The organism is Thauera aromatica K172 (genome assembly GCF_003030465.1).
GTDB lineage: Bacteria > Pseudomonadota > Gammaproteobacteria > Burkholderiales > Rhodocyclaceae > Thauera > Thauera aromatica.
This window is the reverse complement of record NZ_CP028339.1, coordinates 767,148-787,853: the sequence shown is the minus strand read 5'-3', so window position 1 is coordinate 787,853 and position 20,706 is coordinate 767,148. Positions and strand designations below refer to the sequence as shown.

The following is a 20,706-nucleotide window of genomic DNA, read 5'->3' as shown; positions in this document are numbered from 1 at the left end:
ACCCGGACCGCAACCCCTGCCCCCCGCCGCCACGCTGCGGCGGGCCGGACGGGCGCGAGCGTGCCCGCGGGAAAGCCTCCCCGCCCCGGCTCAGCCGGTGAGTTCGCGCAGGTCGGCCACCGGCTCGGCGCCGAAGCCGTCGTCGAGCAGGTAATCGACGAGGTGCATCGCGGCTTCCGCCGGTGCCACCAGGCCGCCGCTGCGCTGCATTTCGGCGAAGCGGTCGCGCAGCGGAAAGCGCGCCAGCGGCGTGGCACGGATTTCGGCCTGCATGCCGGTGTCGAGCACGCCCGGCGCCAGGCTGCAGATGCGCAGCCCCGCCACGTCGTCGGCCGCCACCGCGCGCGCGTGGTGGTCGAGCGCAGCCTTGGTCGCGCAATACACGCTCCAGCCCGGATAGGGCTTGCGTGCGGCGCCGCTGGAGACGTGCAGCACGCGGCGGATGCAGGGCGCTGGCGCCGCAGCGCAGAGGGCGGCGCTCAGCATCAGCGGCGCGGCGACGTTGAGCGCCACTGCACGCGCCACCGCAGCAGGGTCCTGCAGCGCGGGCGGGCCCATCGGCTGCAGCGTGCCGGCGTTGTTCACCAGCAGCGCGGTGCCGGCGTCGGCCAGCCAGTCGCGCAGCGCAGGGCCTTCCAGCCACGCGGCCAGCGCAGCAGGATCGGCGAGATCGAGCACCGCCTCCTGCAGCAGGCCGGGATGGCGCGCCGCGAGTGCCGGGTTGGCATGGCGCGCGAGCCCCAGCACCGCGATCCCGCGCGCAAGGAATTCGTCGGCGAGAGCGGCGCCCAGGCCACGGCTATGACCGCTGACGATGGCCTTGATCATGTGCATTTCCTTCTCGTCGCGGCGCGCCCCCGGGCCGCCGTCAACCGAGCAGCTGCCCCGCGGTCGCGAGCGCGATCGTCAGCAGGCCGAGGACGAGGTTCGTCCCCACCAGCTGGCGGATGCGTCCGAGCGCGGCGCCGGCGCCTTTCCAGTCCGCACCCTCCACCCCTCTGGCGAGGGCGGCATAGGGCACGAACACCACGTATACGAAGATCGCCATCATCACCAGCCCGAGCAGCAGCATCAGGTGCTGGTTGAGCGGCGCCGCGGCAAAGCCGGCGCGCCCGATCAGCAGCAGGCCGCTGGCGAGCACCGCCGCCACCGCCACCCACACCCAGGTGAAAAAGCGCGCCAGCACGCCCCGCCACAAGCGCAGCCGCGGCGGCGGCTCGAGCTGAGTCGCTGCTTCCGGGCGCAGGCACATGTAGGCGAAGAACATGCCGCCGACCCAGACCACGACACCGGCGACGTGCAGCAACAGCAAGAGGGGATCGAGCATCATGATTGCGGACTCCCGGGCGGACAGGTAAAGGGGATTGTGCCGCAAATGCGCCCCACGTGCGCGCATCGAAGCGGCACATACGGGTTCGCCCGGAGCGCCGGGTCCACGCCCGCGCGCGGGCATCGAAACCGCGGCAGCCCGCGCCCCTGCGCAAGGAGACGGCAAAACGGCGGCGGCGGCGCCCCGGCTCCGGTGGCACAGCCGCCGTTCGAACTGGGCGATAATCGCCCTGCCCTTGCGCACATCCGCCCTGCCACAAGCCACCCTGCCGTGAGCCAGCCGCTGCGGGGCGGGCGCGAGGCGGGATTCTTCACCTTTCCGGCCCCTTCGAGCCCCCTTCCCGCAGCTTGCCCCCCTGCCACACCAGCCCATGCCGCCTGCTCCCAGCGCCCCGTCGTCCGCCCCCGCCCCCGCCGAGCCCCTCGTCCTCGCCGGCCCGATCCTGCGCCGGCTCACCCCCGCGCGGCTGACGATCTGGCTCGCCCTGCGCACTCCGGCGCGCATCCGCCTGAGCCTGGACGCCGGCGACGGCACGCCACGCCGCCACGCCCTCGAGCCGGGCGAGGCCGGCTGCCGCCATCTCGCCGCCGGTGCCCGGCTGGATTACCTGCTGCTCGAGCTGGCGCTCGAGCCCGCGCTGCCCATCGGCGGCTGGATCGGCTACGACCTGGCGCTGCAGCCCCTCGACGGCGACGGCCGGGCCTGGCAGGGCTGGCAGGAGTGGGCGCCGGACCTGTGCTATCCGGGCAAAAGCTCGCCCGGCTTCGTCCTGATGCCCACGGTGCACGCCCTGCTCCACGGCTCCTGCCGCAGGCCCCACCACCTCGGCGGCGACGGCCTGGCCGCCGCCGACCGCCTGCTCGCGCGCTGCATCGCCGCCGGCAGCGGCCACACCGCATCCGCCGCACACCCGGGACACGGCGCCGGCGCGGACGCGGACGGCGACGCGCTCCCCGCCTGGCCCTCGGCGCTGGTGCTGTCGGGCGACCAGATCTACGCCGACGACGTCGCCGGCCCCATGCTGCGCGCCATCCACCGCCTGATTGCCGCCCTCGGTCTGCCCGCCGAAGCCCTCCCCGGCACCGACGATCCCGCCCTCGCCGAACCCGGCACGCTGTATGCGCACCCGGCCGGCTACTACCGGCGCGAAGCCCTGCTGCCGCGCCTGCCCCATCACCGCGCGCTGGTCGACATCCTGTTCGGCGGCGCGGAAAAGCCGGTGTTCACCACCGCGAACGCACACAACCACCTGATCACCCTCGCCGAAGTGCTGGCGATGTACCTGCTGGTGTGGTCGCCCGTTCCCTGGCAGGGTCTGGAGATCGACCCGCCGCCCGCGCTCGATGCCCGCGAGCGCGCACTGTTCGCGCAGGAGCAGCACGCGCTCGAAGCTTTCGTCGCCGAGCTGCCGGCGGTGCGCCGGGTGTTCGCCCACCTGCCGGTGGCGATGATCTTCGACGACCACGACATCACCGACGACTGGAACCTGAGCCGCGAGTGGGAGGAAACCGCCTACGGCCACGCCTTCTCGCGCCGCGTGCTGGGCAACGCGCTGGCGGCCTACCTGATCAACCAGGGCTGGGGCAACTGCCCCGAAGCCTTCCCCCCGGCACTGCTCGACGCCCTCGCCGGCGCGCTGGCCGCGCCCGGCAGCGCGGCCCACGATGCCTGCATCGAGCAGCTGCAGGCCTTCGATGCCTGGCACTACGAATGGCCGACCACCCCGCCGCTGGTGGTGATCGACACCCGCACCCATCGCTGGCGCTCCGAGCTCGCCGCCCGCCGCCCCTCCGGGCTGATGGACTGGGAAGCGCTGACCGACCTCCAGCACACCTTGCGTGGCCACCCGGCGGTGCTGCTGGTGTCGCCGGCGCCGATCTTCGGCGTCAAGCTGATCGAAGTGATCCAGCGCCTGTTCACCTGGCTCGGCCACCCGCTGCTGGTCGATGCGGAAAACTGGATGGCGCACCGCGGCGCGGCCCAGGCGATCCTCAACATCTTCCGCCACCGCAAGACGCCGCGGCACTTCGTCGTGCTCTCGGGCGACGTGCACTACTCCTTCGTCTACGACGTCGAGCTCCGCGGCCGGGTGCGCGGCCCGGACATCTGGCAGATCTGCAGCAGCGGCGTGCGCAACGAATTCCCCCCGCGCCTGCTCGCCGTGCTCGACCGCGCCAACCGCTGGCTGTATTCGCCGCGCTCGCCGCTGAACTGGCTCACCCGCCGGCGCCGGATGCGGGTGATCCCGCGCACTCCGGAAGGCGCCGCGCCCGGGCGCCGGCTGCTCAACGGCAGCGGCATCGGCCTCGTCGAACTCGATGCGGAGGGCGCGCCGTGGCGCATCCGCGAGCTCCTCGGCGACGGCCGCAGCGTGCGCTTCCTGCGCGAAGAGGCCGAATCGCGCTGGGAGTGAGGCGCGCCGCCGGGCGAGTTCCCGGGCCGCACCACCGGATCGGGCTTGGTCCCGTCCCCACCCGGGAGTACAGTCCGCGCCATTCCCTTGTTTCCAAACCCCCTTTCCAGACCCCCGCACCCGCCCATGACCACGCCGCCCACCACACCGCCCGCCGCCCATCCCGAAATCCGCCCCGGGCAGTCGATCGAACTCCTCAAGCAGCTTCATATCCTGACCCGCGACGGCAAGCTCAACCAGGACAGCCGGCGCAAGCTCAAGCAGGTCTATCACCTCTACCAGTTCATCGAGCCGCTGCTCGCCGAAGCGCTCGCCGCCCGCCCCGGAATCGAGCTCGTCGACCACGGCGCGGGCAAGTCCTACCTCGGCTTCATCCTCTACGACCTGTTCTTCAGGCAGCACGCGCCGGCCGGACGCATCCACGGCATCGAGACCCGCGACGAGCTGGTGATGAGCTCGCGCCGGCTCGCCGACAAGCTCGGTTTTTCCGCCGGCATGCGCTTTCACAACCTGAGCGTGGCCGACTCGATCACCTCCGAGCGCCTGCCCGCGCAGGTCGACCTCGTCACCGCGCTCCACGCCTGCGACACCGCCACCGACGACGCAATCCGCTTCGCCCTCGAAAAGCAGGCCCGCTTCATCGTCCTGGTGCCGTGCTGCCAGGCCGAAGTCGCCGCCGTGCTGCGCAAGCACAAAGCGCAGGCGCTCAGGCACAGCCTCGCCGAGCTGTGGCGCCACCCGCTGCACACCCGCGAGTTCGGCAGCCACCTCACCAACGTGCTGCGCTGCCTGCAACTCGAAGCGCACGGCTACCAGGTCAGCGTCACCGAGCTGGTGGGCTGGGAGCATTCGATGAAGAACGAGCTGATCATTGCCCGCCGCCAGAACCCGCCCGCCCGCCGCGCCGCCGAACGGCTCGCCGAACTGCTCGCCACTCTCGGGTTGGAAGAGCTGGCAACGCGCTTTTTCAGCACACCCCGCCACGCCTGATCCGCCCACGTCCCGTCCTGCCGGCGGAAAGGCCCCGCGCGACGAGGGCGACCCCGGCCGCCCGGCAGCGGGACATCTCCTCAATGTTCCAGCCGCTTCAGCTCGCGATAGAAGTTTTCGTGAGGCCCGACGGTCAGCAGCTTGATCGTTTCTTCGTCAAGAATGCGGTAGGACAGCAGGCACAGCTGATTTCCCAGCCTGAACTTGTACACACGAATCCCCGCCAGGTCGCCGACCTTGGCTTCACCAATCCCTGCATCTGCGGCCACGGCACGAACGGCCGCATCGAGGTCGGCCTTTTGCTGTCGGTGCAGTTTCTTGAGGGCACGCTCGAAGGTTGGGGTAACAAGAATCCGCATCAGCCGAACGGATACTCACCGACCGTCTCTTCCTGGTCGGCGATCAGAATCTCGCGGATCATCGAGAACGGTAGGTCCGGGTTTTCTTCGGCGATCTTGCCGATCCTGGACCAGTGCTCGATCTGCTTGGGCACTGAGCGGTGCTCGATCGAGGCGTGGCGGCGGGCCTGGTCGACCAGCGTTTCCGGGAGTTTGACATTGATGGACATGGCTGGGCCCCTCCTTTGGAACGGACCCATCTTAGCGCCAAAGACACCCAAAGGTAACCCAAAGGCCAGACGCAGGCGGAGCCCCCTTGGCGGCGGAGGTCCCTGTCGCGCCAGCGCAGCAGGGCGAGGAGGCGCCGGAACCCGGACCGGACCACCCCTGCTGCAGCCCCGGCTGTAGCACCCATGTAACACCGTGTTGCGAAACTGCCCTTCCTGATTTCCTCCCTTTCATCCGCTCAAGGAGAAACCATGAAGGCCAAGTTCATCGCCCTGGCGCTCGCGGGCGCCGTATCCACGCCGCTGCTGGCGCAGTCCAACGTCACCGTGTATGGCGTCGCCGATACCTACTTCGGCTACGGCACGTACGACGACAACACCTTCACCGGGGTCAACAGCGGCGGCCTGTCGGGCGCACGCCTCGGTTTCAAGGGCAGCGAAGACCTCGGCAACGGCCTGAAGGCGCTGTTCACCCTGGAATACACACTGAGCCTGGACAAGAACGAAGGTGTCGGCACCAGTGGTGCGCGCCAGCAGTTCGTCGCCCTGCAGGGCGGCTTCGGCTTTCTCGGCCTCGGCCGCCAGTACGCGCCCGGCTATTTCGTGAACAAGTACGACGCCACCGCCGGCTCGAGCGCGCTCAGCCCGCAGATCCAGCTCGCCAAGGCGGCCAAGGCGACGATCGACGCCGGCAGCGGCTCGCGCTTCGACAACGCGATCAACTACAAGTCGCCCAGCTTCGGCGGCCTCAGCGTCAACGCCATCTACAGCTTCAACGAGACCAACCAGGACGACGACCGCCGCAGCAACGACAAGCTCGGCCTCGGCGTCGAATACAAGAACGGCCCGCTCGCCGCCGGCCTGACCTTCCAGCAGATCGAAGGCGGCGACGACCGCGAGGACCAGAAGGAATGGATGCTCGGCGCCGCCTACGACTTCGGCGTGGCGACCGTGCTCGGGTCCTACCAGCAGGTGAAGGACGTCATCGGCAAGGCCGGCAACACCGACAAGATCGTCCAGCTCGGCGCCGTCGTCCCCGCCGGCAGCGGCAAGGTTCATGTCGCCTGGGGCAAGCTCGACGCCGACGCCGGCAGCGACTACGACGTCAAGTCCTGGGTGCTCGCCTACACCTACCCGATGTCCAAGCGCACCACGCTGTACACCGGCTTCCTGCGCAACGACAACGGCAGCCTGACCAAGCAGACCAACCTCGCCAGCAACAAGATCGACGGCGCCGATGTCTTCGGCGAAGACAGCGACAACTTCGTCGTCGGCGTGTGCCACACCTTCTGAGCCCGCTCGCGGCCACTTCGAACGGGCGCCTGGGCGCCCGTTTTTTTCGGGGAAGAGAGGCGCCAGGAGAAAGTCGTGTCCCCGTACTCCCACCCGCCTGAATCAGGCGCGGCTTTCGCGCCTTCCCAGTCCTTCTGCGATCAGCGCCAGCACCAGAGTATTGAGCGACACGCCTTCGGCCCTGGCACGTGTGGTGAGCTTGGCGTGGATGGACTTCGGCACGCGAGCGACGAACTTGCCGGACGCCCCCGGCGCGGCCGCATCGTCCGGGCTGAATGACGGTGCGGGAATGTCGCGCCCCATGTCGGCAAGTGCGGAAACCACGGCAATGAACGCATCGCGACCATTTTCGACCGCATCGGCCTCGGTTTCGCCATCGGACATGCAGCCGGGAAGATCGGGGAAAGTAATCAGGTAACCGCCGCCGTCCTCCGCGGCAATCGGACTGATGATGTGCGCGTAAGCCTCGAACGGCCACGGCGGAGCGACGCGGGGAATGCTGTCGACTTCGCTCATGCTTGCGACTCCTTCACTTTATCGACCAGCGCCACGAAGCGGCGCACATATACCGGCTTGATCGGTCGGTGTGCCGGGACGCTCAGCATGTCCGCCACCGCCTCATGCGAGAAGACATGGTGACTGCCACCCTCGCACCGGACCGCCATGCCCAACTGCCGTGCAACCGTCTGAAGCTGCTCGATCCGCCAATCGCGCGGGTTGTTGCGCATGGCTTCAAGTAACTTTGTGGCGGCATTCATAAAATGATAGTACTACTGGAAATATCATCAAGCAAGAAGACTGGCGAAAGCAGAGCACCCACCTGAATCGGGACCTATCTGGAAATTGCGCCCCCCGGTTTCCGCCGCCGTAGACGACAAAACGGGCCCGAAGGCCCGTTTCGATTTTCCAAACTGTCGGTGAAGACAGATCAGAAGGTGTGGTTCACACCGACCACGAAGCTGCTGGCGTTCTCGTCGGCGCCCTGACCTGCGGTGCTGGCGAGGAGGCTGTGCGAGGTCGCGTCGTCGTTGCTGATGCGGGCATAGCCGGTGTACAGCGTGGTGCGCTTCGACAGGCCGTGGTAGTAATACACGGTCCAGCCGTCGGCATCGCTGTCGTCCCGGTCGTTGTCGGCAGCGGCGTAGCTCAGGCGGACCGAGCCGGCAGCGCTGACCGGAACGATGGCGCCGAGCGCCCAGACGTTGTTGGTGTCGCCGTTGTTGTCGGCATCCTCGACGCTGTTGTACATGCCGGTGACCTTGACCACCTTGAAGTCGTAGGACGCGCCGACGAACCATTCCTTCTTGTCGTCGTCGGCGATGCCATTGAACTTCTCGCTGGGAATCGCACCGGCATCCTGACTGACCTGGCTGTAGATCAGGCTGACCGCCAGCGGGCCGTTGGTGTAGTCGGCGCCGATCTGGGCGAGGTCGCCGGCAGTGCGGTCCTCGTCCTGATTGACTTCGTTGAAGCCGTAGATCGCATTGATGGTCAGGCCGCCGAAGTTCGGCGAGATGTAGTTGATCGAGTTGCTGACGCGGGATGCGCTGCCGGCCTGGATGTTGGAGCCGTTGGCGCCGACGAACTTGTGGTAGGGGCTCAGCGGCACGATCGCCGAAGTGTCGTACTTGGCAACGTAGCCGTAGCCCGGCGCATACTGGCGGCCGGCGCCGATGAAGCCGAAGCCGCCCTGCAGGCCGACGAACTGCTGGCGCGAACGCAGGCCGGTGGTGCCGACGCCTTCGTTCTTGTCGAGGTCGATGCTGTATTCGAGGGTGAACAGCGCCTTCAGGCCGTTGCCGAGGTCTTCGCTGCCCTTGAAGCCCAGGCGCGAACCGGCCAGACCGCCGCTCTCGATGCCGTTGAATTTGTTGTCGTCGTACTTACCGAAGCCATAGTAAACGTCGGCGATACCATAGACGGTGACGTTCGACTGCGCGAAGACCGGGGCCGAAATCAGGCCGGCGACGGCCAGCGCGATCAGTTTCTTCTGCATGTGTTTCTCCTCAAATTGAAGTTGAGACCCAGGCGTTCGCCTCGGCCCTACTCACCTCTCTGGCGAGAAGTTGCAACGATTCTGCAAACCGCCCGTCACCCTTGCAAGCCCGAGCGCACCGAAACGCCACATTCCGGGGATTCTTGTTGCAGGCGTGCAACAGAACACCCGGGCAAGCGGTGGCGCGCTACGTCTCCCCCGGAACTCATCCCCCTCTTAGCACTCCCACGCCGCGAGTGCTAATATTTACCCGAGAGGAGGAATCGAACCCATGTCCCAAGCCCTGACGTTTCCCGTTCCCGCCGCCGGCAGCCTGGACCAGTACATCCAGACCGTAAACCGGATGCCGATGCTCAGCGAGCAGCAGGAAGTGGAACTGGCGACGCGCTTGCGCGAAGAAGCCGATGTAGAAGCCGCACGCCAGCTGGTGATGTCGCACCTGCGCGTGGTCGTGGCCATCGCCCGCGGCTACCTGGGCTACGGCCTGCCCCACGCCGACCTGATCCAGGAAGGCAACGTCGGCCTGATGAAGGCGGTCAAGCGCTTCGACCCGGCGCGCGGCGTGCGCTTGGTGTCGTTCGCGATCCACTGGATCAAGGCCGAGATCCACGAATACATCCTCAAGAACTGGCGCCTGGTGAAGATCGCCACCACCAAGGCCCAGCGCAAGCTGTTCTTCAACCTGCGCAGCCTGAAGCGCGACAGCAGCACGCTCAACCCCGGCGAAGTCGACGCCATCGCCACCCAGCTCGGAGTCAAGCCCGAGGAAGTGGTGGAAATGGAAACCCGCCTCGGCGGGCGCGACATTCCACTCGACGCCGGCAGCGACGACGAGGACGAACGTTTCGCCCCCATCGCCTATCTGCCCGACCCCCACGCCGAACCGTCCGAAGTGCTCGAACAGGCCCAGCTCGCCCACCTCCAGGACCGCGGCCTGAAGAGCGCGCTAGCCGGGCTCGACGAACGCAGCCGCGCCATCGTCCAGCGCCGCTGGCTCACCGAAGACGGCGGCGCCACCCTGCACGAGCTGGCGGCCGAATACGGCGTGTCGGCCGAGCGCATCCGCCAGATCGAAGCCAAGGCGATGCAGAAGATGCGCGGCATGCTCGCCGCGGTGGCGTAACCCGAAGCGCCTCCCGCACAGTCTCGACAAGCCGGAGCGGGCGCCCGCTCCGGCGCCTACTTGCCGTCGAGCAGCGCCTGGATGTCGGCGACCACCGTTTCCGCGGTTTCGCCGTGGCGCAGGTACAGGCGCAGCCGGCCCTGGGGGTCGAAGACGTAGGTTCCGGCCGAGTGGTCGACGGTGTAATGGCCTTCGAGATCGCCGCTCTTGCGGTAGAAGACGCGGAATTCCTTCGCCACCGCGGCGATTTCCTCGGGGCTGCCGGTGAGGCCGAGAAAGCGCGGATCGAACAGCGGCACGTATTCGGCGAGCAGCGCGGGGGTGTCGCGCTCGGGGTCGACGGTGACGAAGACCACCTGCACGCGCTCGCCGTCGGCGCCGAGGCGGCCGATGACCTCGCTCATCCCCGACAGCGCGGTGGGGCAGACATCCGGGCACTGGGTATAGCCGAAAAAGAGGGTCACGACCTTGCCGCGGAAATCGGCCAGGCTGCGCACCTGGCCGTGGTGGTCGGTGAGGGTGAAGCCTTTGCCGTAGTCGGCGCCGCTGATGTCGGTGCTGCGGAACACCGGTTCGGGCGGCGTGCAGGCGGCGAGCGCGCCGAGCGCGAGCAGCCCGAGCGCAGCCGCGCGCAACCGGCGCAGAAGGCGTGGATAGAGGGTGGCGGTGGCGGAGGATGTAGCGCTGAAACCCATGGCAGGACCTGTTCTATCGCGATTCGACAATCGTTCGATGGTAGCCCTTTGCCGCCCCGGCCGGAACCCGCTGCGACAGCGTGCCGCAGCCCTTGCCCTGCCATCCCAACGGTGCCAGCCCTTGCCGTGCCCCCTCGCGCGCGCACTCACCACCGCAGGTAGTGGTCGACCAGCAGCGCGGCGAACAGGCCGAACAGGTAGGTGATCGAGAAGCGGAAGGTGCGCCGCGCCCGCCCGTCGCTGTAGTCGCGGTACAGCTGCCAGGCGCGGCGGATGAACTCCGCGCCCAGCACCAGCGCCACTCCCAGGTAGAGCGCGCCGCTCATCCGGGTGGCGAACGGCAGCAGGGTGACGCCGAACAGGATCAGCGTATACAGCAGCACCGACAGCCGGGTGAACGCCGCACCGTGGGTCACCGGCAGCATCGGCAGGCCGGCGCGGGCGTAGTCGGCGCTGCGGTACAGCGCCAGCGCCCAGAAGTGCGGCGGGGTCCACGCGAAGATGATCAGGAACAGCAGCAGCGCATCGGCCGGGACTTCCCCCGCCACCGCCGCCCAGCCGAGCACCGGCGGCATCGCCCCGGCCGCCCCGCCGATGACGATGTTCTGAGGCGTGCGCGGCTTCAGGAACGCCGTATACACCACCGCGTAGCCGACGAAGGTGGCCAGCGTCAGCCACATCGTCAGCGGATTGACGGCCTGGTGCAGCACCGTCAGGCCGCAGCCACCGAGCACGCCGGCAAAGGCCAGCGCCTCGCCCGGCGCCAGCTCGCCGCGCGGCAGCGGGCGGGCGCGGGTGCGCGTCATGCGGGCATCGAGCTGCTGTTCGAGGAGGCAGTTCATCGCCGCCGCCGCCCCGGCGACGCAGGCGATGCCGACGGTGGCGGCGAACACGGTGAGCGCATCGGGCAGGCCCGCGGGCACGGCGAGGAACATGCCGATCACCGCGCAGAACACGATCAGGGTATTCACCCGCGGCTTGGTCAGCGCGTAGAAGGCGCGCAGACGATTGGCGCGGGCGGCGTCCAGGGCGAACGTTTTCATTCTCTTTCCTCCTCGATCGTCTGCGGCGCGGTGGCCCCACCCCGTGCCCCGGCGACCGGCAGCGGGCGCGGAGTGCCGAGCCGGAACACGATCCACACCATCACCCCCAGCATCAGCGCCGCGCCGGCATTGTGCGCCGCAGCCAATGCCAGAGGCAGCGACAGCAGCACGTTGGCGATGCCCAGGCCGAGCTGCAGCGCAAGCGCGGCGAGCAACGCTGCCCCCAGGTCGACGGTGGCACGGCGCCGGCACAGCGCCGCGCCGAGCACGGCGAGCGCACTGCCGGCAGCGAGCGCACCGAGCCGGTGCGACCAGTGAATCGCGGTGAGTGCGGCGTTCGACAGCAGCTCGCCCTCGGCCGTCATCCCCAGCTCGCGGACGACGTGAAAGGCGTTGGCATAATCCGCCGCAGGCGCGAAGCTGCCGTGGCAGGTGGGAAAATCGGCGCACGCGAGGGCGGCGTAGTTGGTGCTGGTCCAGCCCCCGAGGGCGATCTGGAGGACGAGCAGGACGAACGCGAGGCGGGCCCCGGTGCGCAGCCGTCCGGCCCGCCCCGCTGCGGCCGTGCGCGACCAGCGCGACGAGCGCGCCCCCGCGGACGCGACGGCGCCGATCTGCAGCGCCGCGCAGGCGCGCAGGGTGAGCCACGCCAGCAGCGCCAGCGTCGTCAGCCCGCCGAGCAGGTGGGCGGTGACGATCGCCGGCTTGAGCAGCAGGGTCACCGTCCATTTGCCCAACAGACCCTGGAACAGCACCACCCCGAGCAGGGCGAAGGCCACTGCAGGAGCGGCGCGCGGACTGGCGCGCAGGCGCCAGGCGAGCGCGGCGACGGCGACGATCAGCAGGCCGAGGCTGGCGGCGAGATAGCGGTGGATCATCTCCTTCCACGCCTTGGACAGGCTCACCGGCCCCTCCGGTGCGGCGGCCTGGGCGTCGCGGATCGCCTCTGCGGCATGCGCCGGACTGGGGGTGCCGTAGCAGCCCGGCCAGTCCGGGCAGCCGAGGCCGGCATCGGCCAGGCGAACGTAGGCGCCGAAGACGACGACGACGAAGGTCAGCGCCAGCGCCGCCAGCACCAGCCCGCGGTAGAGCGCGAGGGCACCGCGGCCTTCCTGCGCTGGCGCAAGGGGCTGCGCGAGAGGCGGCGCCAGAGGCTGCACGACAGCAGGCGCACGGCACGGCGGCAAACCGGCGCCGGCGCTCACGGCCGCCCTCCCGGCGGGGTGCGGCCGAGCCCGGAGTATTTGAGCAGGCGCTGCAGGTCGCGGCTCAACGCCTGCGCCGCAGCCGTGCGTCCGGAGGTGTCGTCGAAACGCATCATCCGCTGCCCGAGCGGATCGATCAGGTAGATCGTGCCCGGTGTCGCCGGGGCCAGCGCATCGAGCCAGGCGGCATCGGCGCGGGCGAGGCGCAGCCCGTCGGCAGGCGAGGCACCGGGCGACGTACCGGCCGCGGCGCTGGAGAGCGCTTCGGCGGCGGGCGCGCCGCCGTCGGTGATCAGCCACACCCGGCCGACGCGCGCCATCTCCCGGGCCTGGGCGAGGCGCGCCTGGCGCATCACGTAGAGCGCGCGGGTGCAGGCGGCGTCGCAGGCCGCGGGGGCGGTGATGAGCAGCGTCCACCGCCCTTCCAGTTCGGCCCGCGCCAGCGCCGGCTGCCCGCCGGCACCGTCGAGGACGGTGGCGGGCAAGGGTACGGGTTCGAGCAGGGTGCCGTGGTTCACCCGCCCCTGCGGCGGCCACAGGTAGAACATCAGGTAGGAAGCGAGCACCGGCAGCACGCAGACCGCGGCGAGCAGCAGCAGCGTGCGGCGCGCCCGGCGGTGCGCGGCGGGCGGCAGCGGGGGCACCGGTTCAGCGTCCGGCGCGGCGAGAGTCGGGCTGCTCATGGCGTCTCCGCAAGATCAGGCGCCGGGCGTAGCCGGCGGTCAGGACGGCGGCGAGCGCCGCCAGGGCATACCACTGGAAAGCGTAGCCGCGATGGCGTTCGATGCCGGCCGCGGGCAGCGGCCAGTCGCGCACCAGGCCGTCGGCGACAGGCGAAGTCTGCAACACGATCCACGGCGCGACGCAGCCCGCTCCCGCTGCCGCCACCGGGGCGCCGGTGCACGGCGGCAGGCCGATCCCGGGCTGCCTGCCGAGGCGCGCCGGATCGAGCACCTGCCACCGCCGCCCGCCGGCGTCCTGTCCATCCACCTCAGGTCCGCCCCCATCAGGTCCGTCCACCTCCGCTCCGCCCCGCGCCAGAGTGAAAGGCGAAGCCTCGGGCAGATGCAGGCGTCCTTCCACCACCGCGCGCCCGGCGGCGAGCGCCACTTCGGGCAGCTCGCCACGGTCGGCGCCGGCCGCCACCCAGCCGCGATCGACCAGCACCACGCCCGAGCCGTCGGCCAGGCGCAGCGGCGTCAGCACGTGGTAGCCGGCACGGCCCTGGTGGGTGCGGTTGTCGAGGAACACGGTGGCCGACACCAGCCATTCGCCTTCCAGCCGCAGGCGCTGCCCGGGGCGCAGGCCGGGGTCTGCGGGAGCGGCGGCGAGCGCCGCGGCGGCCGGAGCGCTCCGCACCGGACCCTGCGCGGCGGCATCGAGCGCGGCCTGCAGCCCGGCCTTGTCCTGCGCGCGCCGCAGCTGCCAGTTGCCGAGTGCGACGGTGAGCGTGACCATCGCCACCCCCGCCAGCAGGGCGAGGCCGTGGCGCAGCCGGGCCCGCCTCTCGCCCTGCCCCACGGGCCTCAGCCCTCCCCGCCGCTCCGCCAGGCTCCCGGACGGCAGTCCGCAGGTGCCCGGCGTCGACATCGATGTGCTCCTGTGCCCGATCACAAGCCGCTCACAGCCAATACACGACGACGAACAGGATCAGCCACACGACGTCGACGAAATGCCAGTACCAGGCCGCGGCCTCGAAGCCGAAGTGGCGCTCGGGGCTGAAATGCCCGGCAAACGCGCGCACCAGCATCACGATCAGCATCAGCACGCCGATCGTCACGTGCAGCCCGTGAAAGCCGGTGAGCAGGTAGAAGGTGGCGCCGTAGATGCCGCTGTTGAGCCGCAGCCCGAGCTCGGTCCAGGCGTGGCCGTACTCGTAGGCCTGCAGGCCGATGAACAGCAGGCCGAGGGCGATGGTCAGCGCCAGCCCGAGCTTGAGCTGGCCGCGCCGCGCCTGCAGCAGGCCATGGTGCGCCCACGTCAGGGTGGCGCCCGAGCTGAGCAGGATCAGGGTGTTGAGCGCGGGAATGCCCCAGGCCCCCATCGGCGTGAAGGGGTCGGCGCCGCTGGGCAGGTAGGGCCCGACGGTGGGCCAGGCGGCGGTGAAGCCGGGCCACAGCAAGGCCTCGTTGGCACCCGCCGCGAGCCAGGGCACGGCGAGCACGCGGGCATAGAACAGGGCGCCGAAGAAGGCGGCGAAGAACATCACTTCGGAAAAGATGAACCAGCCCATCGACCAGCGGAAGGAGCGCCCCACCCGCCGGCCGTAAAGGCCGGATTCGGACTCGCGCACGACCTGCCCGAACCAGCCGAACAGCATGTAGACGAGGACGGCGACGCCGCCGAAGAACAGCCACGGCCCGGACGGCGCCCGGTTCAGCCATAGCGCCGCGCCGGCGCCGAACAGCAGCAGCGCGAGTGCGCCGATGATCGGATACTTCGACGGCGCGGGAACGAAATAGCGCTCCGCCGAATGGATGCTGGAAGCCTGGTTCATGGTCTGCTCTCCGTTGCGTTCCCCGTTTCCCTGTCGGCCCCGCCAGCCTGTCCGCCCCGCAGCACCGCCTACGCGGCTCCGGCGCGCGCAAGCACCCACTGCACGATCGCCACCAGGCCGAGGACGAAGGCCAGCCCCGCCACCACCCCAGCGACGACCACCGCCCTGGGGTCGAGCCGCACCGCGTCCTCGTCCCAGGCGCGGCGCTTGCGGATGCCGGCGAAGGACCACAGCACCGCGCGCAACGTCGCCCAGAACCCGGCGCGGCGCGGCGGCGGTGCCTCCCCGCCGCTCATGTCGCCCCTCCTCCCGGCGCGTTCACCGCGGCCGAAGGGCTGCGCCCCTGGAGCATGAAGAAGGTATAGGACAGGGTGATCACCCCGATATCCTCCGGCAGCGCCGGATCGACGACGAACACCACCGGCATCGTCCGCACTTCGCCCGGCGCCAGGGTCTGCTGGGTGAAGCAAAAGCAGTCCATCTTGTTGAAGTAGCGCGCCGCCCGCTGCGGGCCGTAGCTCGGCACGGCCTGGCCGGTGACCGCCACCTCGCGGGGGTTCGACACTTCGTAGTCGACGTGCACCAGCTCTCCCGGATGAACCTCGATCGAACGCTGCAGTGGCTGGAAACGCCACGGCAGGTCGTGGAGGTTGGCGTCGAACTGGATGAGGACGCGGCGGCGGACATCGACCTGGGAGTTTTCCGCCGCAAAACCTCCCGCCGCGGAGCCGGCCAGGCGCGCCGCCGCGCGCGCGCCCTGCTCGGCCTCGGGGCGGAGGAAATTGTTGATCCCGGTGACTTCGCAGATCTGTTCGTAGAACGGCACGAGCGCGAAGCCGAAGCCGAACATCACCGCCGCCGACACCACCAGGCGCAGCAGCAGGCGGCGGTTGTCGGCAGCGCGGCGATCGCGGGCGGGGGCGTTCATCAGGCGAAGACCTTGTACTTGAGGATGACGAGGACGAAGAAGGCGGCAGCCACCGCGGCGAGCATCAGGCCGGTGCGGCGGTTGGCGGTCCTGCGGTCGCTGGGGCTCATGATCTTCAGCGCACGAGCGGCGCTTCCTCAAAGGTGTGGTGGGGGGCGGGCGAAGGCACCGTCCACTCCAGCCCTTCAGCCCCTTCCCAGGCGCGGGCGGCGGCACGCTCGCCGCCGCGGATGCACTTGATCACCACGGCGAGGAAGATCAGCTGCGACAGGCCGAAGCCGAAGGCGCCGACGCTGGCCAGCGCGTTGAAGTCGGCGAACTGGAGGGCGTAATCGGGAATGCGCCGCGGCATCCCGGCGAGGCCGAGGAAGTGCATCGGGAAGAAAGTGATGTTGAAGAACACGATCGAGCACCAGAAGTGCAGCTTGCCCAGCGCCTCGCTGGGCATGTGGCCGGTCCATTTCGGCAGCCAGTAGTAGGCTCCGGCGAAGAGCGCGAACAGGCTGCCGGCGACGAGCACGTAGTGGAAGTGGGCGACGACGTAGTAGGTGTCCTGGACCTGGATGTCGATCGGCGCGATGGCGCAGATCAGCCCGGTGAAGCCGCCGATCGTGAACACGAAGATGAAGCCGGTGGCGAACAGCATCGGCGCCTCGAACGTCATCGCCCCGCGCCACATCGTCGCCACCCAGTTGAACACCTTCACCCCGGTGGGGACCGCGATCAGCATCGTCGCATACATGAAGAACAGCTGGCCGGCGGCGGGCATGCCGGTGGCGAACATGTGGTGGGCCCACACCGCGAACGACAGGATCGCGATCGAGGCGGTCGCGTACACCATCGAGGCGTAGCCGAACAGCGGCTTCCTCGCGAAGGCGGGAATGATCTGGCTGATGATGCCGAACGCCGGCAGGATCATGATGTACACCTCGGGGTGGCCGAAGAACCAGAAGATGTGCTGGTACATCACCGGATCGCCGCCGCCGGCGGCGTTGAAGAAGTGGGTGCCGAAGTGGCGGTCGGTGAGGATCATGGTCACCGCCCCGGCCAGCACCGGCATCACCGCGATCAGCAGGTAGGCGGTGATGAGCCACGTCCAGCAGAACAGCGGCATCTTCATCAGGGTCATCCCGGGAGCGCGCATGTTGAGCACGGTGACGACGATGTTGATCGCGCCCATGATCGAGCTCACGCCCAGGATGTGGAGGGCGAAGATCGCCAGGTCCATGCCCATGCCCATCTGCACCGACAGCGGTGCGTACAGCGTCCACCCCGCGGCGGTCGCCCCGCCGGGGACGAAGAAGGAAGCGAGCAGCAGGATCGCCGCCGGCGGCAGCAGCCAGAAGCTCCAGTTGTTCATGCGCGCGAAGGCCATGTCGGAAGCGCCGATCATCAGCGGGATCTGCCAGTTGGCGAAGCCGACGAAGGCCGGCATGATCGCGCCGAACACCATCACCAGGCCGTGCATGGTGGTGAGCTGGTTGAAGAACTCGGGCTGCACCACCTGCAGCCCGGGCTGGAACAGCTCGGCGCGGATGGTCAGCGCCATCACCCCGCCGGAGAGGAACATGACGAAGCTGAACACCAGGTACATCGTGCCGATGTCCTTGTGATTGGTGGTGGTGAGCCAGCGCATCAGGCCGCTGGGGCCGGCGTGCGGGGCGTGCAGCAGGTCGTGCGGAGCGGCGGCCATGCGGAAATCCTCCTGTCGGATGGCGGCGGGGGCGGGCGAAGTCGGGCTCATCGCGGTGCCCGGGCCGCGTCCGCGAGCGCCGTGGGCGCGGCGCGCTGCTCGCGCACCCAGGCGCTGTAGCGCTCGGCCGACACCACGTGCACTTCGACCGGCATGAAGCCGTGGTCGCGCCCGCACAGCTCGGCGCAGTTGCCACGGAACACGCCTTCCCGGTCGGCACGGAACCAGGTGTCGCGGATGAAGCCGGGAATGGCGTCCTGCTTGACGCCGAAGGCCGGCACCCACCACGAGTGGATGACGTCGTTGGCGGTCAGCAGGACGCGGATCTTCTTGCCCACCGGCACCACCAGCGGTTTATCGACTTCCAGCAGATAGGTCTCGCCCTTGGGCGCGGCGCCCTCGATCTGGGCGCGCGGCGTGGCCAGGCTGGAGAGGAAGCGGATGCCTTCGCCCTCGCCCTGGAGGTAGTCGTAGCCCCACTTCCACTGGTAGCCGGTGGCCTTGATCGTGAGGTCGGGGTTGGAGGTGTCCTTCATCTCGATCACGGTCCTGGTCGCCGGCCACGCCATGCCGAGCAGGATCAGCACCGGCACCACCGTCCATGCGATCTCGACCGCGGTGTTCTCATGGAAATTCGCTGCCACCGCGCCGCGCGACTTGCGGTGGCGGAACACCGCCCAGAACATCACGCCGAACACGCCGACGAAGATCAGCAGGCAGATCAGCAGCATCAGCGTGTGGAGGTCGTGGATCTGCGCGGCGATCGACGTCACCGGCGACGGGATGTTGTAGCGGGCGGGCAGATCCTGCGCGAACGCCGGCGCCGTAGCCGTGATCGCGACCCAGCCTGCGGTGCGGCCTGCACATGTCATGGCACCCCCCCGAATCCCTTCGTTAGCAGCAGCTGCGGACGATGTTGCCATAGTGAAAAACATCGTCGCAACACAGTTTTTTGACAAAAGTCAATATCGTGCAGCGCACGATCTGCTAGCCCCCTCGGAATACAAGGCTTCGGCAGGGCCGTTCGGGGTTTTCCCATGGGTCGGTTTGCTGCGCCGCAAAATCCGCCTTCCCGGCTCCGCCCCCGCTCCGCTCCACATTCGCTCACGGCCGGATTACCCTTGTCGCACGCACCCTTGTCGCACGCCCCCCTGTCGCACACCCCCTCGGAGCCTCGCCCTGGATACCGCCCCCCTCCCCCTTCCCACCTTCGACGTCCTCGACGCCGCCACCGGCCTTGTCGGCGGCATCGGCCTGTTCCTGATCGGCATGCACATGCTGACCGAAGGGCTCAAGCTCGCCGCCGGCCGCACACTCCCCGCCCTGCTCGAGCGCGGCACCGCAACACCCGCGCGCGGCCTCGCCGCCGGCATGCTGATGACCGCGGCGGTGCAGTCGTCGACCGCGGTGACGGTCGCCAGCATCGGCTTCGTCAACACCGGCCTGCTGTCGTTGAAGAACGCGATGTGGGTGATTTTCGGCTCCAACGTCGGCACCACGATGAACGCCTGGCTGGTGGCGGCGCTCGGCTTCAGCTTCAGGATCGACGCCTTCGCCCTGCCCTTCGTCGGCGTCGGCGCGGTCCTGATGCTGGCCGCGCACGGCGTGCGCCCGCGCGCGCTGGGCCAGGCCCTGGCCGGCTTCGGCGTGCTGTTCCTCGGCATCGACGTGCTCAAGGACGCCTTCTCCGGCGTCGGCGCGGCGATCAGCCTGCAGGACTACGTGATGCCGGGCGTGGCGGGGTGGCTCACCCTGGTCGCCATCGGCACCGTGCTGACGGTGCTGATGCAGGCCTCGGGCGCGGTGATCGCAATCATCATCACCGCCGCGCAGGGCGGACTGATGTCGGTGGAAGCGGCCTGCGCGATGGTGATCGGCACCAACATCGGCACCACGTCCACCGCCATCCTGTCGGCGATCGGGGCCACCTCCAGCGCCCGCCGCCTGGCCGCCGCTCACGTCATGTTCAACCTCGTCACCGGTAGCGTCGCCCTGCTGATACTGCCGCTGCTGATCGGCCTGCTCGGGCTGCTGCGCACGTGGTTCGAGCAGCCGGCGACACCTGCGGTGATGGTGGCGATGTTCCACACCGTGTTCAACCTCCTCGGTGTGCTGCTGATGGTGGTGCTGGCGGCGCCGATGCTGCGCTTCCTGTCGCGCCGCTTCCGCAGCCGGGAAGAAGAAATCGCCCGCCCGCGCCACCTCGATGCGCCCTCGCTGGCGGTGCCCGACCTCGCCTTGCATGCGTTGCGCCAGGAGCTGGGACGCACCCAGTCCTTCGCCACCACCGCGCTCACCGGCGCTGCCCGGATTCCGCCGGATACGCCATGGATCGAGCGCCAGGCATCGACCCTGGACACCCTCGCTCCGGCGATCACCGCCTACATCGGCAAGCTCAGCGGCGCGACCCTGCCCGCCGCACTGGTCGAAGCGCTCGCCCGCAGCCTGCGCACCCTGCAGTACCAGGAAAACGCGGTCGCCGCCGCACGCCAGGCCGCCACCCTGGGCGCGGCGCTGGGTACGGCGCCCGGTGCCGAACTCGACGCCGCCGTCGCCACCTTCCGCCAGGCGGTGGCGGCGCTCGCCGCGGGCGCCGACGCGAGCCGCGGCGAATTCAGCGCCGCCGCGGTCGAAGCCCTGCTGGCGGAAGTCGAGGCGCGCTACCAGGCGCTCAAGGAAGCGCTGCTGATCCACGGTGCGCACGCCCGCATCGACATCGCCGCCATGCAGGACTGGCTGCGCCTGGCCAGCCTGCAGCGGCGCGCCACCGAGCAGGTGGCCAAGGCCGCGCGCATGCTGGCGGTGCTCGACGGCGACCTGAGCCCACAGCAGGCTGCGGAGGCGAACGCCGTCGATGACGGCAACGGCCACCCCGAAAGCTGAGAGGGGAGCGGCGGCAATGCTCCGCCGGCCGGACGGATGACATTTCCTGCAG

23 protein-coding genes are annotated in these 20,706 nt (G+C 69.4%); 5 read left to right on the top strand and 18 right to left on the bottom strand.

Annotated features, from left to right (window positions below):
• Nucleotides 1-90 precede the first annotated feature (90 nt).
• Nucleotides 91-828 carry an SDR family oxidoreductase gene (locus Tharo_RS03865; RefSeq protein ID WP_245880990.1) on the bottom strand — a complete coding sequence of 246 codons (738 nt, stop codon included), beginning with the start codon at nucleotides 826-828 and terminating at the stop codon, nucleotides 91-93.
• 40 nt (nucleotides 829-868) lie between these two features.
• Nucleotides 869-1,330 (bottom strand): CopD family protein, encoded by a 462-nt coding sequence (locus tag Tharo_RS03860; protein ID WP_107220051.1) that lies wholly within the window; start codon nucleotides 1,328-1,330, stop codon nucleotides 869-871.
• Nucleotides 1,331-1,700: 370 nt separating this feature from the next.
• Here Tharo_RS03860 and Tharo_RS03855 point away from each other — a divergent pair, with 370 nt between their 5' ends.
• Nucleotides 1,701-3,743 carry an alkaline phosphatase D family protein gene (locus Tharo_RS03855; RefSeq protein WP_107220050.1) on the top strand — a complete coding sequence of 681 codons (2,043 nt, stop codon included), beginning with the start codon at nucleotides 1,701-1,703 and terminating at the stop codon, nucleotides 3,741-3,743.
• Between the two features lie 126 nt (nucleotides 3,744-3,869).
• Nucleotides 3,870-4,733, top strand: a complete 864-nt coding sequence (locus Tharo_RS03850; protein WP_107220049.1) for a class I SAM-dependent methyltransferase — start codon at nucleotides 3,870-3,872, stop codon at nucleotides 4,731-4,733.
• A gap of 80 nt (nucleotides 4,734-4,813) precedes the next feature.
• Here the strand turns inward: Tharo_RS03850 and Tharo_RS03845 are convergent, their stop codons facing one another.
• On the bottom strand, nucleotides 4,814-5,092 hold the full coding sequence (locus Tharo_RS03845; protein ID WP_107220048.1) for a type II toxin-antitoxin system RelE/ParE family toxin: 279 nt from the start codon (nucleotides 5,090-5,092) through the stop codon (nucleotides 4,814-4,816).
• Nucleotides 5,092-5,301, bottom strand: coding sequence for a TA system antitoxin ParD family protein (locus tag Tharo_RS03840; RefSeq protein WP_107220047.1), 210 nt, complete (start codon nucleotides 5,299-5,301; stop codon nucleotides 5,092-5,094). The genes Tharo_RS03845 and Tharo_RS03840 overlap by 1 nt, the downstream gene beginning before the upstream one ends.
• Before the next feature lie 249 nt (nucleotides 5,302-5,550).
• On the opposite strand from Tharo_RS03840, the gene Tharo_RS03835 reads away from it, so the two are divergent.
• Nucleotides 5,551-6,591, top strand: a complete 1,041-nt coding sequence (locus tag Tharo_RS03835) for a porin (RefSeq protein ID WP_107220046.1) — start codon at nucleotides 5,551-5,553, stop codon at nucleotides 6,589-6,591.
• Nucleotides 6,592-6,693: 102 nt separating this feature from the next.
• Here the strand turns inward: Tharo_RS03835 and Tharo_RS03830 are convergent, their stop codons facing one another.
• The 3 genes from Tharo_RS03830 to Tharo_RS03820 form a co-directional block, all read right to left on the bottom strand.
• Nucleotides 6,694-7,107, bottom strand: a complete 414-nt coding sequence (locus tag Tharo_RS03830) for a type II toxin-antitoxin system HicB family antitoxin (protein WP_107220045.1) — start codon at nucleotides 7,105-7,107, stop codon at nucleotides 6,694-6,696.
• Nucleotides 7,104-7,349 carry a hypothetical protein gene (locus Tharo_RS03825; protein WP_107220044.1) on the bottom strand — a complete coding sequence of 82 codons (246 nt, stop codon included), beginning with the start codon at nucleotides 7,347-7,349 and terminating at the stop codon, nucleotides 7,104-7,106. Before Tharo_RS03825 ends, Tharo_RS03830 begins: the two co-directional genes overlap by 4 nt.
• Before the next feature lie 170 nt (nucleotides 7,350-7,519).
• Nucleotides 7,520-8,587, bottom strand: a complete 1,068-nt coding sequence (locus tag Tharo_RS03820) for a porin (protein WP_107220043.1) — start codon at nucleotides 8,585-8,587, stop codon at nucleotides 7,520-7,522.
• Nucleotides 8,588-8,858: 271 nt separating this feature from the next.
• Between Tharo_RS03820 and rpoH the strand changes: the two genes are divergently transcribed.
• Nucleotides 8,859-9,710: an RNA polymerase sigma factor RpoH gene (gene rpoH, locus Tharo_RS03815; protein ID WP_107220042.1), complete on the top strand. Its 852-nt coding sequence runs from the start codon at nucleotides 8,859-8,861 to the stop codon at nucleotides 9,708-9,710.
• 56 nt (nucleotides 9,711-9,766) lie between these two features.
• Here rpoH and Tharo_RS03810 read toward each other — a convergent pair whose 3' ends face one another.
• The 11 genes from Tharo_RS03810 to coxB all read right to left on the bottom strand — a co-directional run bounded on the left by Tharo_RS03810 (nucleotide 9,767) and on the right by coxB (nucleotide 18,643).
• Nucleotides 9,767-10,405: an SCO family protein gene (locus tag Tharo_RS03810; protein ID WP_107220041.1), complete on the bottom strand. Its 639-nt coding sequence runs from the start codon at nucleotides 10,403-10,405 to the stop codon at nucleotides 9,767-9,769.
• Nucleotides 10,406-10,551: 146 nt separating this feature from the next.
• A complete protein-coding gene (locus tag Tharo_RS03805) occupies nucleotides 10,552-11,448 on the bottom strand; it encodes a heme o synthase (RefSeq protein ID WP_107220040.1) in 897 nt (298 codons plus the stop codon).
• Nucleotides 11,445-12,653, bottom strand: coding sequence for a COX15/CtaA family protein (locus tag Tharo_RS03800; RefSeq protein ID WP_342749583.1), 1,209 nt, complete (start codon nucleotides 12,651-12,653; stop codon nucleotides 11,445-11,447). Before Tharo_RS03800 ends, Tharo_RS03805 begins: the two co-directional genes overlap by 4 nt.
• On the bottom strand, nucleotides 12,650-13,336 hold the full coding sequence (locus tag Tharo_RS03795) for a hypothetical protein (RefSeq protein WP_245880989.1): 687 nt from the start codon (nucleotides 13,334-13,336) through the stop codon (nucleotides 12,650-12,652). Before Tharo_RS03795 ends, Tharo_RS03800 begins: the two co-directional genes overlap by 4 nt.
• The gene (locus Tharo_RS03790) at nucleotides 13,302-14,243 is read right to left on the bottom strand and encodes an SURF1 family protein (protein WP_107220039.1); all 942 of its coding nucleotides are present in this window, start codon (nucleotides 14,241-14,243) and stop codon (nucleotides 13,302-13,304) included. Before Tharo_RS03790 ends, Tharo_RS03795 begins: the two co-directional genes overlap by 35 nt.
• A gap of 31 nt (nucleotides 14,244-14,274) precedes the next feature.
• Nucleotides 14,275-15,150: a cytochrome c oxidase subunit 3 gene (locus Tharo_RS03785; RefSeq protein ID WP_107220038.1), complete on the bottom strand. Its 876-nt coding sequence runs from the start codon at nucleotides 15,148-15,150 to the stop codon at nucleotides 14,275-14,277.
• Between the two features lie 68 nt (nucleotides 15,151-15,218).
• On the bottom strand, nucleotides 15,219-15,446 hold the full coding sequence (locus tag Tharo_RS03780) for a DUF2970 domain-containing protein (RefSeq protein ID WP_107220037.1): 228 nt from the start codon (nucleotides 15,444-15,446) through the stop codon (nucleotides 15,219-15,221).
• Nucleotides 15,443-16,078 carry a cytochrome c oxidase assembly protein gene (locus Tharo_RS03775; RefSeq protein WP_107220036.1) on the bottom strand — a complete coding sequence of 212 codons (636 nt, stop codon included), beginning with the start codon at nucleotides 16,076-16,078 and terminating at the stop codon, nucleotides 15,443-15,445. Before Tharo_RS03775 ends, Tharo_RS03780 begins: the two co-directional genes overlap by 4 nt.
• Nucleotides 16,078-16,188 (bottom strand): cytochrome oxidase small assembly protein, encoded by a 111-nt coding sequence (locus Tharo_RS17715; RefSeq protein WP_211309654.1) that lies wholly within the window; start codon nucleotides 16,186-16,188, stop codon nucleotides 16,078-16,080. Before Tharo_RS17715 ends, Tharo_RS03775 begins: the two co-directional genes overlap by 1 nt.
• A 5-nt stretch (nucleotides 16,189-16,193) precedes the next feature.
• On the bottom strand, nucleotides 16,194-17,771 hold the full coding sequence (gene ctaD, locus Tharo_RS03770; protein WP_107220035.1) for a cytochrome c oxidase subunit I: 1,578 nt from the start codon (nucleotides 17,769-17,771) through the stop codon (nucleotides 16,194-16,196).
• A gap of 47 nt (nucleotides 17,772-17,818) precedes the next feature.
• Nucleotides 17,819-18,643 (bottom strand): cytochrome c oxidase subunit II, encoded by an 825-nt coding sequence (gene coxB / locus Tharo_RS03765; protein WP_107220034.1) that lies wholly within the window; start codon nucleotides 18,641-18,643, stop codon nucleotides 17,819-17,821.
• A gap of 397 nt (nucleotides 18,644-19,040) precedes the next feature.
• On the opposite strand from coxB, the gene Tharo_RS03760 reads away from it, so the two are divergent.
• Nucleotides 19,041-20,654: a Na/Pi cotransporter family protein gene (locus Tharo_RS03760; protein WP_107220033.1), complete on the top strand. Its 1,614-nt coding sequence runs from the start codon at nucleotides 19,041-19,043 to the stop codon at nucleotides 20,652-20,654.
• Nucleotides 20,655-20,706 lie beyond the last annotated feature (52 nt).

Bases quoted from the DNA above. Each gene is read 5' to 3' on its own strand.
- Tharo_RS03865 (WP_245880990.1), bottom strand. From the start codon at position 828: ATGATCAAGGCCATCGTCAGCGGTCATAGCCGTGGCCTGGGCGCCGCT.
- Tharo_RS03860 (WP_107220051.1), bottom strand. From the start codon at position 1,330: ATGATGCTCGATCCCCTCTTGCTGTTGCTGCACGTCGCCGGTGTCGTG.
- Tharo_RS03855 (WP_107220050.1), top strand. From the start codon at position 1,701: ATGCCGCCTGCTCCCAGCGCCCCGTCGTCCGCCCCCGCCCCCGCCGAG.
- Tharo_RS03850 (WP_107220049.1), top strand. From the start codon at position 3,870: ATGACCACGCCGCCCACCACACCGCCCGCCGCCCATCCCGAAATCCGC.
- Tharo_RS03845 (WP_107220048.1), bottom strand. From the start codon at position 5,092: ATGCGGATTCTTGTTACCCCAACCTTCGAGCGTGCCCTCAAGAAACTG.
- Tharo_RS03840 (WP_107220047.1), bottom strand. From the start codon at position 5,301: ATGTCCATCAATGTCAAACTCCCGGAAACGCTGGTCGACCAGGCCCGC.
- Tharo_RS03835 (WP_107220046.1), top strand. From the start codon at position 5,551: ATGAAGGCCAAGTTCATCGCCCTGGCGCTCGCGGGCGCCGTATCCACG.
- Tharo_RS03830 (WP_107220045.1), bottom strand. From the start codon at position 7,107: ATGAGCGAAGTCGACAGCATTCCCCGCGTCGCTCCGCCGTGGCCGTTC.
- Tharo_RS03825 (WP_107220044.1), bottom strand. From the start codon at position 7,349: ATGAATGCCGCCACAAAGTTACTTGAAGCCATGCGCAACAACCCGCGC.
- Tharo_RS03820 (WP_107220043.1), bottom strand. From the start codon at position 8,587: ATGCAGAAGAAACTGATCGCGCTGGCCGTCGCCGGCCTGATTTCGGCC.
- rpoH (WP_107220042.1), top strand. From the start codon at position 8,859: ATGTCCCAAGCCCTGACGTTTCCCGTTCCCGCCGCCGGCAGCCTGGAC.
- Tharo_RS03810 (WP_107220041.1), bottom strand. From the start codon at position 10,405: ATGGGTTTCAGCGCTACATCCTCCGCCACCGCCACCCTCTATCCACGC.
- Tharo_RS03805 (WP_107220040.1), bottom strand. From the start codon at position 11,448: ATGAAAACGTTCGCCCTGGACGCCGCCCGCGCCAATCGTCTGCGCGCC.
- Tharo_RS03795 (WP_245880989.1), bottom strand. From the start codon at position 13,336: ATGAGCAGCCCGACTCTCGCCGCGCCGGACGCTGAACCGGTGCCCCCG.
- Tharo_RS03790 (WP_107220039.1), bottom strand. From the start codon at position 14,243: ATGTCGACGCCGGGCACCTGCGGACTGCCGTCCGGGAGCCTGGCGGAG.
- Tharo_RS03785 (WP_107220038.1), bottom strand. From the start codon at position 15,150: ATGAACCAGGCTTCCAGCATCCATTCGGCGGAGCGCTATTTCGTTCCC.
- Tharo_RS03780 (WP_107220037.1), bottom strand. From the start codon at position 15,446: ATGAGCGGCGGGGAGGCACCGCCGCCGCGCCGCGCCGGGTTCTGGGCG.
- Tharo_RS03775 (WP_107220036.1), bottom strand. From the start codon at position 16,078: ATGAACGCCCCCGCCCGCGATCGCCGCGCTGCCGACAACCGCCGCCTG.
- Tharo_RS17715 (WP_211309654.1), bottom strand. From the start codon at position 16,188: ATGAGCCCCAGCGACCGCAGGACCGCCAACCGCCGCACCGGCCTGATG.
- ctaD (WP_107220035.1), bottom strand. From the start codon at position 17,771: ATGGCCGCCGCTCCGCACGACCTGCTGCACGCCCCGCACGCCGGCCCC.
- coxB (WP_107220034.1), bottom strand. From the start codon at position 18,643: ATGACATGTGCAGGCCGCACCGCAGGCTGGGTCGCGATCACGGCTACG.
- Tharo_RS03760 (WP_107220033.1), top strand. From the start codon at position 19,041: ATGCACATGCTGACCGAAGGGCTCAAGCTCGCCGCCGGCCGCACACTC.